Consider the following 13254-nt stretch of genomic DNA (forward strand, 5'->3'; position numbering starts at 1 on the left):
TCACTTCGCGCGGACGAGGCCCCCAGACGTCATCGCAGTTCGATGACGCGCGCCGTGAAGCCAGGAACCGTGTTGACCACGAGATCCTCACCCTCTGCGCGCACGGCCCATTGCTCTTCTGTGCTGGCTAGCGACACAACGCTTGCCTTTCTTCCGCGAGCCACGCCGGGCAGGACGATCTCCCGGCTGTTTTCAGCGCGATCCCAAACGAAGACTCTTGTCACGGTGCCGTCGGTGAGTCCCAGGCACACCGACTCGTCATCCCAGGCCGGGAAGCCCAGCGGCCAGAACGGTTCACTGCGTGACAGCCAGGGCCTCCACGCCTTGTGAACGGCTACCGCTCTCGCAACGAGTGCCCTGGCGGTGATTTCCAGGTCGTGCAGGAAGCCTGAGAGGTACAACCTGCCGGAGAGCCCCGTGATAAGAGTGAACTGCACCTCTTCGGCGCTCATCTCGACCGCCGGGTAGGCCCAGTTTCCGCATTGTTCCGGGACGATCGTCGCTGGCGCCGATGCTGCCACAGGGGGATAGAGCCGGAAGTCCTGCTGGTCGGTTGTGGACTGCAGCTGCGTGACCGCTAGCAGGTTGTAGTCGGCGCGCATTGCGCCTGAGCTGCAGTTCTCGATGCTGACATAGGGGTGCCTCGCTCGGATTCCCGCTATCCAGTCCGTCAGGGCGCGCGTGTGCGCCAGCAGGCCTGCACCCGCCCCGGATGCATCCTGCTCGGTGCCGGCACCGGGGTTGATGTTGTAGTCCAGCTTGAAGTAGCTGATTCCGTAGCTCCCGACCAACTCGTCAACCGTCCGATCGAGGTGCTCTCGAGCCGCGGGGTGCCGAAAGTCGAGTTGGTATCTCTCGTGTTCGACGACGCGCTGGCCGAACCGGTGGAAGAACGCCTCTTCGGGGAGCCGCTCAGCGATCGGGCTGTTGACGCCGACAACCTCCGGCTCCAACCAGATTCCGCTTCGCATCCCATGCGCGTGAATCGCGTCGATCACTTCCCGCATTCCGTTCGTGAACCGCTGCGGTGATTCCCTCCACTCACCTACGGTCGCCCACCAGTCACCGATTGCCGGGTCTGCGTACCAGCCTGCGTCGATACAGAAGCATTCGACACCAGCTTCGGCCGCCGACTGGATCAGCGGCATCAGCGCTTCCGTGGAAGGCTGACCCATCAGCGTGTTCATGAAGTCGTTGTAGACGACGGGCAAGCCGTCAAGTCCATCGCTGCGTTCGCGCAGCCAGCGGCGGTAGCGGGTCAGTTCGGCGATCGCACCATCGCGCCCACCCGCACTCACCGCGACCGTGGCTGGAACACCGGTGAAGGTCTCTGTCGGCTGCAGAGTCACAGCGAAGTGATGCTCGAGGTCGGTGGCGCCCAGGGCCGTCAGGACTCCGCCGTCGCGGGCTTGCGACAATTCCCAGTGCCAGGGTCCACTCGTCTCCACCTGCCAGGCGAGCGCCGCGCCATCGGTACGCTGCAGTATGCCCGCAGGCAGGTGTTCTCCCGATGACCATGCGCCGTGGCTGGTGACGCCATAGTGTCCACGGCCGTCCTGACCGTGGAAGGCCAGATTCAGTCGGGGAAGATGCGCTCGAACCGGTGTCTGCTCCCACCGGTTCTCGGCCAACCATTCACTGCGCGCGCTACTGACCGAGACGTGGTCAAGTTCTTCCTCGTCTTGTGCGAAACCCAGCGTGAGTGAACTCAGCGCGGTGATTGTGACCGCGCTCTTGGAATCGTTGATGACGGTGGTTTGGAAAGAGTACGCGGCAGTGTTGTTCGGGCGCCGGATGATCGTCTGCGCAGTGAGCCCCGTGACAGGGTCGGCCTGTGCGACGACGAGTTCTTGGTGACCGTCATGCTCCAGGATGCGGTGCTCGACTACGCGGAGGCGGTCACCCACAGCTGAGCGAACGTACGCCTGGCTCGTCCGAGCCCGTTGTTCACTCGCAGTGAAGATTTGAACGACGGGTACTGTGGCTCGCCCTGCGAAGTTCGAGCCGTCCAGGTTTGCTACGGACAGCGGGAAATCGTCGCCCCAGGTCAGTTCGGCGAGGAACGGGTGGACGGCCTGCTCAAGGTCTACTTCGATGACGATGATGACTCCCCTTCGGTGTCATCGAAGGATAGCGCTATCCAGCGGAGGGCGACAACCGTGGGTCAGCGCGTCGGCCGTTGCCCGTGCACCACGGTCTGCGCCTTGAGTGTGACGGCGTCCACTTTGCTCTCGGGAGAGTCGAGGATCAGCGAGATCGCCGCTTCCCCGAACGCCTCGAGCGGCACTTCGACGGTGCTGAATCGCGGCAGGAGGTCGCTGATCATCGGGACGTGGTCGAAACCGGAGATCTCCAACTCCTCAGGCACGCTGATGGAAAGCTCACGCGCGCGCACCATCGCGCCGACGGCCATCGCATCGCTCATCGCTGCAACGACGTCGAGATGTCTCACTTCTTCTCCCAGGGCGTCGAACCCGGCGTACCCACCGTCCCGGGAGAACGCCCGATGGATGACCGGGACATTCCTAGTATTGATCCCGCGGTTGCCCAGCCCGGCTAGGAAGCCCGCAACGCGATCCCGGGATGTGACCTGGTCGTCGGGGCCCGCCAGGACGGCGAATCGCTGCGCGCCGGTATCGACGAGCGCTTCAGCGAGAGCCGTCGCGGCTGCAACATTGTCAATCGTTACCTGTGGAAAGCCGAGGGCGCTGTTGCCGATGACAACCACCCGAGCGCCTTGGTCGGCAAGGACCTCCAGGTGATTGGTGATGGCCTTCTCCCGAACACTGTCCACTGTTCGGCTGGTGGCGACGATGATGCCGCGGTGCCGCTCGCCGCGGAGCGCTTCCAGGATCGCGCGCTCCCGCCGGGCGTCGTCATATGTTGCACGCACAGCCACAGACACACCCCGTTTCTCCGCAGCGTGCATGACCCCGGCGATCATGGTTGCTGAACCCTGATCTTCGATGTCTCCGACGAGCAGGGCTACCGTCTTGCTGCGGCCACCCTTGATCGTCTGCGCTGCCGGGTTCGGCGCGTATCCGAGGCTTCGCGCTGCAGCTCGCACGCGATCCCGGAGCTCCGTTGTCCCGCTGGTCTCGCCCCGGACGCCGCCGTTGAGAACCCGGGAAGCCGTGGGAACGGAAACGCCGGCGAGCCGGGCCACTTCGGTGAGCGTTGGCGGCTTCGCGGCAGCGCGCTTCGGCAACTGAGGGTTCCTTTCCGCGCAGGTATCGTGTCCTCCCAGGGTAGAGGTCCGTACCTGTGCCGGCGAGCTTGCTGTTAGCCCTCGTGGATCATCAGCCCCGTGAAGTCAGCGGTGAAGCTCGCGTCGACCACGTCGACCGCGTAAATGGCTGCGAACGAGCCGGTGAACCGGAGCCGGTCTCCGTAGTCATCGGAGAGCGTACCCACGTCGAGCGTTGGCCCGAGGGGCTCACCGTCCACCACGAACTGGGCCGAACCATCGATGATGTGCGCGGCGAGTCGCAAGCTGGCACCCCGGGTAACGCGTCGCATCGCTACTACACGAGCGTCGCCACGGTCGCGGGCTACTACCGTGATTGCCGGTGAACCTTGGCCGCGCCACTGCTGCCCGTGCTGAACTTCGCCTTCCGGTTCGACCCAGGTGAGCTCTAGCAGGTAGTACGAGCTGCTGTTGTACCAGAGCGCAAGCCCAGCCCCTTCCGTGAACGTTCGTGGCAGCGCCTCCAATGTCGTTTCGATGACACTTCGACGATGGCGCAGCGGCAGGCCGAGCAGACTGACGGAGAACTGCGATTCGATTCCGTGTCGTCCCCGCAATCGGATCCACCCTGGTCGTGCGTCTTCGTCGGCCCAATCGGCGTTGACCGGCTCTCGGAGAGTACGCCACGGCCGGTGTTCCTCGTCCGAACGTGAGGTGATAGGGACGGGGGTTTCGAACGTATCTGCCGGATGCCAGCCCCCCTGCGGGAGTCGAGGCCAGCCGTCAGTCCATATGATCTCTTGGATGGCGGTCTCCCTGCCCCAGGGGAACTGCCTGCCTTGAAGGGTGTCAAGCCATCGGCTGGTCAGATGTGACAGATACCAACGCCCGTCCTCTGTTTGGATCAATTCGGCGTGGCCTGCTTTTTGAAGGCGGAGCGTCCGATCGTCCCGCGAGGTGAGTAGGGGCTGGTGGTCGAGTTCGTACGGCCCCGCAAGATCGCGGCTACGCGCGGTGAGCACGCCGTGCTCGACGCCGGTGCCGCCTTGAGCCAGCAGCAGGTAGAACCACCCATCGTGATAGGTCATCTTCGGACCTTCGATGAGGGTGGGGTGTTGCATCAGCAACGTGGGTTCACCCGCAGTGGAGGTGCCCTCCTCGTCCAAGGGGATGAGCACGATTCCGGAGAATCTGCTTCCATTGGGCCGCGAGTCCGATTGGACGTTCAACAGGTAGTGCTGGCCGTTGTGGTGGAACACCGACGGATCGAATCCGTGTCCGCTGACCCGGGACGGCGTCCCCCAGCCGACTTGGGGATGGATCGTTGTGGCGATGTAGGTTTCGACGTCGAGTTGCCGCCCGTGGAACGTACGGATGATGGAGTAAGTGACCCAGAATCTCGCACCGTCGTGGCTGAGCGCAGGCGCCCAGATTCCGGCCGAGTCGGGTACGCCGCGCAGATGACTTTCGGGGACCGCCGTGTTGACGGAACCGAGGATGTCCCAGTTCGCCAGGTCCTTCGACCGGTATATCGGGATGGTCGGAAACCATTCGAACGAGCTGACCGCAAGGTAGTACCAGTCGCCCACGCGGATGACGGTCGGATCCGGGGCGAATCCTCGAACGACAGGGTTGTGCGCGATCGACACGTCATTCCTTTCGTTGCGGGACAACAGGCAGGGGCTACACCGTCAGGCGCAGCCCCTGCCGCCCAGAAGAAGGTTGGGGGGGATTACTTCTTCTGAGCCTTCAGATACGCGTTCGCCTGCTTCTCCATCTCAGCCTGAAGCTGGCTGAGGCCGGCAGAGTCCGCGGCCTTCTTCAGCTTGTCGAGCTGGCTGTCGACGTCGGTGACTCCGTAGTAGAGGGGGTTGGCGTACTGGGTGATGACGTTGTTCATCTGCGCGGCGGCCTGCTTGACGGGGGTGACGTCGGGGATGAAAGACGCGTAGGCGGACTTGGTGAAGTTGCCGTAGTCCTGCGCCCAGGCGAACACCTTCTTCTCCGACTCCGTCATGAACGACGACTTCCGCTCGAGGCTTGAGCGCCACAGGAGCGCGTAGCCGGGGAACGAGTAGTCGCTGAGCTGCTTGATACCTCCGTCGGAGGTAGCCTCCCAGTCCTTGCCCTCGATGCCGTACTCGATCAGGTCGTGGTTCTTCTCGATCGACAGCCAGTCCTGGAGGGCGAGCGCGCGCTCGACGTTGCCTCCATTGGCGTTGACAACCACGAGGTTGTCAGCCTGGAAGGTCTGCAGCGGCTTCACGGACGTGATGTCGCCACCGTACGGCAGCACCTCCGCCAGCTCAGCAGTCGGGACAGCCTTCTTGAGCGCGACCAGAGCGTTGCTCGCGGTGCCGTCGGTGATGGCCCACTGGCCGGCGTACTTGCCTGCAGTGAACTGAGCCTGGATGGTCGCATTCTCAGCGTTCAAGCCGTCGGCGTTGATGATGCCGTCCTGATAGTACTGGCGGATCTTCTTGAACGCCCCGAGCACGCCTTCGTCCTCCCACAGCGGGACGAGCTTGACCTTCCCTTCCTCTGCGGCCTTCTCGTCGAAGACGAACCAGAGCCCGGATCCAGCGAACTGGGCGACGTACGCCTCGGTCGGGTTCTGCCATGAGTGCTGATTGAACAGCCCGCTCGGGGTGCCGAGGACGAGCTCGAAGGTCTGGTTCGAGGCGACACCGAACGGCGTGACGCCGACTTCCTTCTGCTTCACGTCGTAGAAGTACTTCTCCAGCGTGTCGTAGTCCTGGATGTCGCTGAATCCGAGCTTGTCCGCGAGGTCCTTGCGGATGCTGAAGTGCTGCAGCCGAGCGGCGCTATTGACCTGCGGGATACCCCACAGCTTGCCGCTCCACTTGTTCGACTCGATCAACTGACTGGACAGCTGCTTCTTGAGGTTCGGCCACTTGTCGATCTCGTTGGTGAGGTCGGCGAGCGAGTGACTCTGCTGGAGCTGTGCCATGTTGAGCCAGAGGGCCTGAAGAGCGGTGTCGAACTTGGCGCCGGCGGTGAACTTCAGCAGCGCCTGCTGGCCGTAGTTCTGCCAGTTGATGAACTGGGTGTTCAGAGTGAAGCCGTGGTCCTTCTGCAGCTGCTTGTTGGCCTGGGCGAGGACGGTGTTCCAGCTGCTCGGCGCCGTAGAGGGCAGGATCGCCAGCGATGTGCCTGACAGGGAGCCTGAAGAACTTCCGGCAGGCGTGCATCCGGCGAGGCCGAGGCCGATGCCGATGCCTGCGGCTCCGGTGAGTGCGAGGAAGCCTCGCCGGTTGAGGGTGCTCGTTGACATGTCCGAATACTCCTTTGTGGGACAGCTCTCTTGGGTGGGGGTTGGGTTGCTCGCTAACCCTTGCTTGCGCCGAGGGTGAGACCCTTGACGAAGAAGCGTTGGGCGAACGGATAGGCCAGCAGGATCGGCGCGATGGTGAGAACGGTCATCGCGAAGCGCAGCTGGTAGATGGGAGCGGCGGCTTGCGCGGCGGTGGCGCCGGGCAGGCTTGCAGCGTTGGTCACATTGGCGATGAGGTTCTGCAGCGTCAGCTGGAGCGGGTACAGGCTGGGGTCGGAGATGAACAGCAGCGCCATGAACCACTCGTTCCAGTAGGTGACGGCGTAGAACAGGCCCAGTACGGCGAGGATCGGCTTGGAGAGCGGCAGGACGATCTGGAAGAAGATTCGCAGTTCACCCGCCCCGTCTATGCGCGCCGAGTCGAGGATCTCCTCTGGCAGCTGCCGAAAGAAGCTGACCGCGACGAAGATGAGGAACGGCGCGAGCATGATCGGCAGGATGACGGCGAACCAGCTGTTGTTGAGGCTCAGGACCTGGGTAACCAGGAGGTACAGCGGAACGAGGCCGCCTGTGAACAGCATCGGGATGTACGCGAAGATGGTGAGCGGTCGGCTGATCCGCGGGAGCCGCCGTGCGATCACCCAAGCCAGGGAGGCAGTACAGGAGAGCGACAGCGCTGTTCCGACGACGGTGATGAACAGGGATGCCGCGTAGCTGGTGATCAGCGCGCCGCCGGAGAAGAGCATCTCGTAGGCCGTAACGGAGAACGGTGCCGGCCACAGGCTGTACCCGGTACGGGCGAGGACCGATTCGTCGGTGAACGAGCCGGCGATGATCATCCAGAGCGGGATCAGACAGAAGAGCCCGAACAGGGTGACGCAGATGTAGCTGACGACGGTGAACGGCTCGAACTTCTTGCTGATCGGGCCGGATCCTTCCGGCCTTGTACGGCGGCGCGTCTTCTTCGGCCCCTTGTCCTCGAGGACCGTTTCCGCGTCGACGTCGGTGATGGTCTGAGTGCGACCGGTGATTGTAGTGCTCACAGGATGCTGCTTTCTCGGTCGACGCGACGCTGCACGAGCACCGCTGCGGTGACGAATACGAAGCCGACGACGGACTGGAAGAGACCGATGGCCGCCGTCGTGCCGAAGTCACCGATTGTCCGCAGAGAGCGGAAGACGTACGTGTCAATAACGTCGGTGGTCGGGAAGAGGGTGCCGTTATCTCCGACGATCGCGTAAATGGTCGCGAAATCTCCGAAGAAGATCCGGCCGATTCCCAGCACGACGAGGATGCCCATCGTGGGCAACAGCAGCGGGGTCGTTACAGAGAGAGCCATGCGGGCTCGGCTGGCGCCGTCGATCGCTGCCGCTTCATAGACCTCTTCGGGGATGGAAGTGATAGCAGCGAGAAAGATCACCGACGTATAGCCGCCGAGCTGCCAGACCTTGACGATGGTGAGGATCCACGGCCATGCGCCCGGTTCCGTGTACCAGTTCGTCTGCGGCAGATCGACAACGCTCAGCAGGTTGTTGAGGAGGCCACCTCGTCCGCCGACACCGGAGAGAATTACCTGAAGCATGATCGCGATGATGATCGGGGAGACAAAGTAAGGGAAGAAGATCGTCGACTGCATGAAACGTCTGTAGAAATGGCCCCGGATCTCGTTGAGCATCAGCGCCAACAGCAGGCCGGCGAGTAGCGACGCTCCGAGGAACAGGACGTTCAGGAAGACGGTGTTGAGCACGATTCGCGGTGCGTCACCGCTCGCGAGGAAGTACTTGAAGTTGTCCAACCCGTTCCAGGCGCTGCCGAAGATACCCTGGCTGATGTTGAAGTCTTTGAAGGCAACGACGAGGCCCGCCATCGGCCCGTAGGCGAAGACGAGAAACCAAATGACGCCAGGCAGGGCCAGCAGCAGCAGAGGGATGGTCCCCCGGGATGTTGGTTTGCGCCGCTTGGGAACAGCGACGACCGCGCTTCGTTGCACAAGAACTCCTTGTTGGCGTCCCACGTGTTGTGGAACTAGTTTCATTAGGGGGCAACATAATCCACCCTCGAAGTGGAAGTCAAGCAAAGCTGTACCATCCGGAGCATGGGAAGCAGTGAGGGAGTTCCGGGCGGCCGGCGCGCCGGTACGCGGGGGCCCGCTCGGGTAGGTGCGGTGAATCTCCGGGATGTGGCGGCCCACGCAGGCGTGTCACCTGCTACGGCGTCTCGCGTGTTCGGCGGAAGCGCCAAGGTGCATGACGCGACGCGAGAAAAGGTTCTGGCGTCGGCACATCAACTGGGGTACGTGGTCAACGGTTTGGCTCGGGCTATGCAGGGACGCGGGCCCCGCACAGTCGCGTTCGTCGTCCGGTTCATGATCGGACCGACCTTCGCCTCCCTGGCCGCAGGTGCTGAACGGGTCGCCGGTGAGAATGGTCACCTGCTCTTCATGTCCACCACCCACGGCTCGCCGGAGCGTGAAGCCGAGCTCATCGCGACGTTGCGGGAACAACGCGTCGCAGCGGTGCTGCTCGTGGGATCCACGGAATCTGATCCGAGCTTTGACGCTCGGGTTGCGGCGTATGCGCGCGACCTTGCGGATGTGGATGCGCCGCTGATCCTCTGTGGTCGGCCCCCGGTCGCCGGTGAGAGTCTGGTGGCGGTGGATTATGACCAGCGCGCGGGTGTCGGGATGGCCGTCGACGAGTTGGTCCGTTTGGGTCATCGACGCATCGCGTATGTCGGTGAGCCGCGAGGGATGACTACGGCGGAACAGCGCATGGACGGATATCGCCAGGCGCTCGAACGTCATGGCATCGCTTTCGACCCCCAGCTCCTTCGGGAGGGGTTGAATTTCGAGGACGATGGGGAGCGGGCGGTGCAACGGCTTCTGGCAGACGATACTGGCGCTACCGCAATCGTGTGCATGACGGACAATATCGCTGTGGGGGCGTATCGGGCTGCCCGCAAGGCGGGGCTCCGAATCCCTGAGGACTTGTCTGTCGTCGGTTTTGACGACGCTCCTATCGTCGGCGACCTCACGCCGGGGCTCACCACTGTCCATCCCCCGTTTTACGAAGTCGGCGTCACCGCGGCGGAGATCGCGTTGGGTCTCGCCCCCGCAGAGAGCGTGCTGCTGCAGCCGCGGTTTGTCGAACGGGGGTCAACGGCTCCCCCACCGCCATCGTCGCGGTGATCTTGCGCTTTTCGATTTGTGTAACTAGTTTCAATTCATACGGCCGACGATCGGCCGTCGTAAGGTACACGATTCGATGAGGTTTCAATGACGAGCGCACCCGGCCTTTCGACCTACTCGGCATCAGCCGGGTCAACCGAGCGATTCGCCGGGACTCCCGTCGATTTCGTCCTGGCCATGAACCCGCCTGAGCTGGCGAACCACTTGTTCGGTCCGGACTTGGACGCGCTCCAGATCGACGGTGCCACGCAGATCAGCCCCCGCCCGGTGGCTGCTTTCGACGATGCCGCCGGCCGCAAGGCGTTGTCTCGAGCGCACGTGCTGATTACGGGCTGGGGTGCGCCGCCGCTGACCGATGAAGACCTCGACGCGGCTCCGCACCTGCGCTACGTCCTGCACGCAGGGGGTCAAGGCGCGACGCTTCTGCCGCCGTCGGCCAGGGACCGCGAGATCAAGGTTTCCAACGCCGGATGGGTCAACGCAATACCGGTCGCCGAGTTCACGCTTGCGATGATCATTCTCGCCAACAAGGGAACTTTCCAGGCGCGCCGACTCTACGCCGATCGCCGGGACTTCATCGACCGAGAGCTCGAGTTCCCGACAGCAGGCAACGTCGGCAAGACCATCGGGATCGTCGGGGCGTCCCGGATCGGCCGGATCGTCATCGAGCGCCTGGGGGACATCGAGGTCGACGTCGTCGTCTCCGACCCGTACCTGGCCGCCGACGAGGCAGCGCGCCTGGGTGTCAAGCTCGTCGATCTGGATGAGCTTATGGCGATCAGCGACGTCGTCACCCTGCATCCGCCCCTCAACCCGTCGACGACCGGGATGATCGGGGCTGAGCAGCTCGCCCTGATGAAGAACGGCGCGACCCTGATCAACACCTCCCGTGGTCTGATCGTGGATCAGGACGCTCTTCTCGCCGAATTGCGCACCGGGCGCCTGGAGGCGATCCTCGATGTGACCTATCCCGAGGTTCTTCCCCGGAACAACGAGCTGTACTCGATGCCGAATGTCTTCCTGACACCGCACATCGCCGGCTCGATGGGGTCGGAAATCCGGCGAATGGGGAACCATGTCGCGAGCGAGCTTGAGCGCATCGTTCAGGGTCAGCCGCTTGCTTTTCCTGAGGCCATCAGATGACTCTTCACGTGGTTGCAACGCTTCCCCTGGGCATACGTAGGGGAACGATCATCGCCATACCGGGCCTATCGGAATCGGCGGAGTCACTGCACGCGACAGCCGTCCACTGGTCCGACCGCGGCTACCGTGTGCTTGCCATCGATCCGAGAGGTCATGGACAGTCTCCGCGCTGGAGCGACGAGCAACTTCGACGCCACCCGGGCGACCGCATCGTTGAAGAGATAGTGGAAGCCGTCGAGGAGTGGTGCGATGAGTCGGACCAGCCGTTGGTCATCTTCGGCCATTCGGCGGGCGGGTCGGCAGCAGCGGCAGTAGCGGCGGCCACCCGGCAGCCCGCTGCTGGGGTAATTCTTGAGGACCCCTTTTGGAGGCTTCCTGTCACCCCCCATCAGGACCCATTGGTCGCAAAGGTCGCAGCTCAATGGCTCGCCAGGCAGAAGGGCCTGACAGATCAGCGGCGCCAGGACGAAGTTGCGGCACTCCATCCCCGGTGGCCGGTGGACGAGCTCGCAGGATGGTCGTCGTCCAAGGCGGAAATGGATCTTGCCCTGGTGGCCCACGGCGACGTGATACCGAGCCGGCCATGGCCCGTGTTGCTGGAAGACCTCTCGAAACGCGGAACACCGGTGTTGATCATCACGGGCACCGTCCGGGTCGGAAACACCACGAACCATCGCGCGATCGAGCGCTCCCTAGGCGCTGAAGTCGTGGTTCTCGACGGCGCCAGTCACTTCGTTCGACGCGACGATCGCGACCGCTTTCACGCCCAGATCGACGGGTTCCTGGCCCGCATCGGCGCCTGACAGAAAAAGGTGTGGCACTTCGCGCGCGTCAGACGTACGATCAATGAAACTAGTTCCATGTCTATGGCCTTGGAGCAACCCGCCGACACGGAGCCGTGCCGGATAGATGGAAACGAAGGAGTTACCAATGCTAGGCAATCTCACCGGTTGGCACGCGCTGATCATCCTCGCTGTCGTACTACTCATCTTCGGCGCTGCGAAGCTCCCCGCCCTGGCGCGAAGCGTGGGACAGTCGGTACGGATTCTGCAGAAGGAAGTGCACAAGGAAAAGCCCGACACCGGCGCTGCGCCCGTCACACCGGCCGCCACCGACAGCGCGTCCAGCCACGCCGGGAACGCCTGAGTCATCATGCGCCCCCATAGTGCGCGCGATCCTGAGCGACGTATGGGGCTGGGTGAGCACTTCTCCGAGTTGCGCCGCAGGCTCACGCGTGCCGCCCTCGCTGTCGTCGTGGCCGTCGTCGCCGGCTGGTTCGTCGCCGAACCGACGTTGGACGCGCTCAGAGGTCCGGTGACCACGGCCGCTCAGAGCCAGGACCGATCGGTTGTCATCAACTTCCCGTCGATTTCGGCGGCGTTCGACCTGCGAATCGAGATCGCGGTAATCGTCGGGATCGTCCTTTCCAGCCCGGTCTGGCTGTACCAGGTGTTCGCGTTTTTCATGCCAGCATTGGACCGGCGCGAGAAGCGGTTCACCTACGGCTTTGTCCTGAGCGCCCTCCCCCTCTTCCTCGCAGGCTGCGTGGCCGGCGTCTGGGTGATGCCTCACATCGTTGTGCTGATGACCGGGTTCGCTCCGGCCTCCACGTCGTCGTACCTGGACGCGGGTGCTTACTTCGACTTCGTCCTGAAGCTGACCTTGGTCACAGGCGTCGCCTTCGTGCTCCCGTTGTTCATCGTCCTGCTGAACTTCGCCGGAGTCGTGTCCGGGCACGCGATCGCCCACGCATGGCGGTGGGCGTTGATCGGTATCTGCCTGTTCACGGCGATCGCCACGCCGGCCGCAGACGTGCTGTCAATGCTCCTGCTCGCTGCACCGATGCTCGCCCTGTATGGAGCAGCCTGCGGGGTCACCCTCCTCAACGACCGTCGCCGCGACCGTCGCCTGGAAGCGACGATGAGCGAATCCATTTCTGTAGGGAGCTGAGCATTGTGCTTGGTCTGACGTTTGACAAGATTCTGGTGATCACCCTCATCGCAGCGATGGTGCTCGGCCCGCAGAGACTTCCTTCGGCAGCTGCCTCGCTGGGACGCGTCGTTCGTAACCTGCGGAAGCTCGCCGAGGACACGGCTGGCCGCCTCCGCGAAGAAGTCGGACCAGAGTTCGATGACATCGATTGGACGCGCTTGGATCCTCGCCAGTACGACCCGCGCCGCATCATCCGTGACGCCCTGACGATCGAGCCGCGTCAGACGCAGACAGACAGGGTTCGAGCCGACCGCGATGAGGACCGGCCGGAGGCGACTGCTTCCCCGGCGGAAACCGCTGGCACGACCACGAAGGCCGACGCGGCGTGAAGCGCGCTGATCCCGTCGGGCGAGGGAATACGCCGACTCCTGGCATCCGTTCCAACAGACTTCCACACACCTCGCCAACCTCATGGCGGCGGAAGGCCTGGAAGTCGAAATCAGTCGCGAC

General features: G+C 63.4%; 12 protein-coding genes. 6 read left to right on the top strand and 6 right to left on the bottom strand.

Translation table 11 applies throughout. The annotated features are described in order from the left end of the window. Positions 1-29: 29 nt before the first annotated feature. The 6 genes from ACF1AJ_RS11125 to ACF1AJ_RS11150 form a co-directional block, all read right to left on the bottom strand. Positions 30-1907 (bottom strand): glycoside hydrolase family 36 protein, encoded by a 1878-nt coding sequence (locus ACF1AJ_RS11125; RefSeq protein WP_391507368.1) that lies wholly within the window; start codon positions 1905-1907, stop codon positions 30-32. A gap of 257 nt (positions 1908-2164) precedes the next feature. Next, positions 2165-3208, bottom strand: a complete 1044-nt coding sequence (locus ACF1AJ_RS11130) for a LacI family DNA-binding transcriptional regulator (RefSeq protein ID WP_391507369.1) — start codon at positions 3206-3208, stop codon at positions 2165-2167. Between the two features lie 74 nt (positions 3209-3282). After that, positions 3283-4836: a family 43 glycosylhydrolase gene (locus tag ACF1AJ_RS11135; RefSeq protein ID WP_391507370.1), complete on the bottom strand. Its 1554-nt coding sequence runs from the start codon at positions 4834-4836 to the stop codon at positions 3283-3285. Between the two features lie 83 nt (positions 4837-4919). After that, positions 4920-6482 (bottom strand): ABC transporter substrate-binding protein, encoded by a 1563-nt coding sequence (locus ACF1AJ_RS11140; RefSeq protein WP_391507371.1) that lies wholly within the window; start codon positions 6480-6482, stop codon positions 4920-4922. A 53-nt stretch (positions 6483-6535) separates the two neighbouring features. Then, a complete protein-coding gene (locus tag ACF1AJ_RS11145) occupies positions 6536-7525 on the bottom strand; it encodes a carbohydrate ABC transporter permease (RefSeq protein WP_391507372.1) in 990 nt (329 codons plus the stop codon). After that, complete coding sequence (locus tag ACF1AJ_RS11150) at positions 7522-8472, bottom strand: ABC transporter permease subunit (protein WP_391507373.1); 951 nt, start codon at positions 8470-8472, stop codon at positions 7522-7524. The genes ACF1AJ_RS11145 and ACF1AJ_RS11150 overlap by 4 nt, the downstream gene beginning before the upstream one ends. Before the next feature lie 105 nt (positions 8473-8577). On the opposite strand from ACF1AJ_RS11150, the gene ACF1AJ_RS11155 reads away from it, so the two are divergent. The 6 genes from ACF1AJ_RS11155 to ACF1AJ_RS11180 all read left to right on the top strand — a co-directional run bounded on the left by ACF1AJ_RS11155 (position 8578) and on the right by ACF1AJ_RS11180 (position 13133). Beyond that, the gene (locus tag ACF1AJ_RS11155; protein ID WP_391507374.1) at positions 8578-9669 is read left to right on the top strand and encodes a LacI family DNA-binding transcriptional regulator; all 1092 of its coding nucleotides are present in this window, start codon (positions 8578-8580) and stop codon (positions 9667-9669) included. A gap of 87 nt (positions 9670-9756) precedes the next feature. Continuing rightward, positions 9757-10812, top strand: coding sequence for a hydroxyacid dehydrogenase (locus ACF1AJ_RS11160; RefSeq protein ID WP_391507375.1), 1056 nt, complete (start codon positions 9757-9759; stop codon positions 10810-10812). Continuing rightward, positions 10809-11615 carry an alpha/beta hydrolase gene (locus ACF1AJ_RS11165; protein WP_391507376.1) on the top strand — a complete coding sequence of 269 codons (807 nt, stop codon included), beginning with the start codon at positions 10809-10811 and terminating at the stop codon, positions 11613-11615. The genes ACF1AJ_RS11160 and ACF1AJ_RS11165 overlap by 4 nt, the downstream gene beginning before the upstream one ends. 106 nt (positions 11616-11721) lie before the next feature. Then, positions 11722-11958: a twin-arginine translocase TatA/TatE family subunit gene (tatA, locus tag ACF1AJ_RS11170; protein ID WP_391507377.1), complete on the top strand. Its 237-nt coding sequence runs from the start codon at positions 11722-11724 to the stop codon at positions 11956-11958. 42 nt (positions 11959-12000) lie between these two features. Further along, positions 12001-12762 carry a twin-arginine translocase subunit TatC gene (gene tatC, locus ACF1AJ_RS11175; RefSeq protein ID WP_391507378.1) on the top strand — a complete coding sequence of 254 codons (762 nt, stop codon included), beginning with the start codon at positions 12001-12003 and terminating at the stop codon, positions 12760-12762. A gap of 5 nt (positions 12763-12767) precedes the next feature. Beyond that, a complete protein-coding gene (locus tag ACF1AJ_RS11180; protein ID WP_391507379.1) occupies positions 12768-13133 on the top strand; it encodes a twin-arginine translocase TatA/TatE family subunit in 366 nt (121 codons plus the stop codon). The last annotated feature ends 121 nt before the right edge of the window (positions 13134-13254 follow it).

Source organism: Leifsonia sp. NPDC014704 (genome assembly GCF_043083605.1).
Taxonomy (GTDB): Bacteria; Actinomycetota; Actinomycetes; order Actinomycetales; family Microbacteriaceae; genus Leifsonia.

What these genes read in the sequence shown, in the direction of transcription:
- ACF1AJ_RS11140 (WP_391507371.1), bottom strand. Translation starts at nt 6,482, where the DNA reads ATGTCAACGAGCACCCTCAACCGGCGAGGCTTCCTCGCACTCACCGGA.
- tatC (WP_391507378.1), top strand. Translation starts at nt 12,001, where the DNA reads ATGGGGCTGGGTGAGCACTTCTCCGAGTTGCGCCGCAGGCTCACGCGT.
- ACF1AJ_RS11155 (WP_391507374.1), top strand. Translation starts at nt 8,578, where the DNA reads ATGGGAAGCAGTGAGGGAGTTCCGGGCGGCCGGCGCGCCGGTACGCGG.
- ACF1AJ_RS11160 (WP_391507375.1), top strand. Translation starts at nt 9,757, where the DNA reads ATGACGAGCGCACCCGGCCTTTCGACCTACTCGGCATCAGCCGGGTCA.
- tatA (WP_391507377.1), top strand. Translation starts at nt 11,722, where the DNA reads ATGGAAACGAAGGAGTTACCAATGCTAGGCAATCTCACCGGTTGGCAC.
- ACF1AJ_RS11165 (WP_391507376.1), top strand. Translation starts at nt 10,809, where the DNA reads ATGACTCTTCACGTGGTTGCAACGCTTCCCCTGGGCATACGTAGGGGA.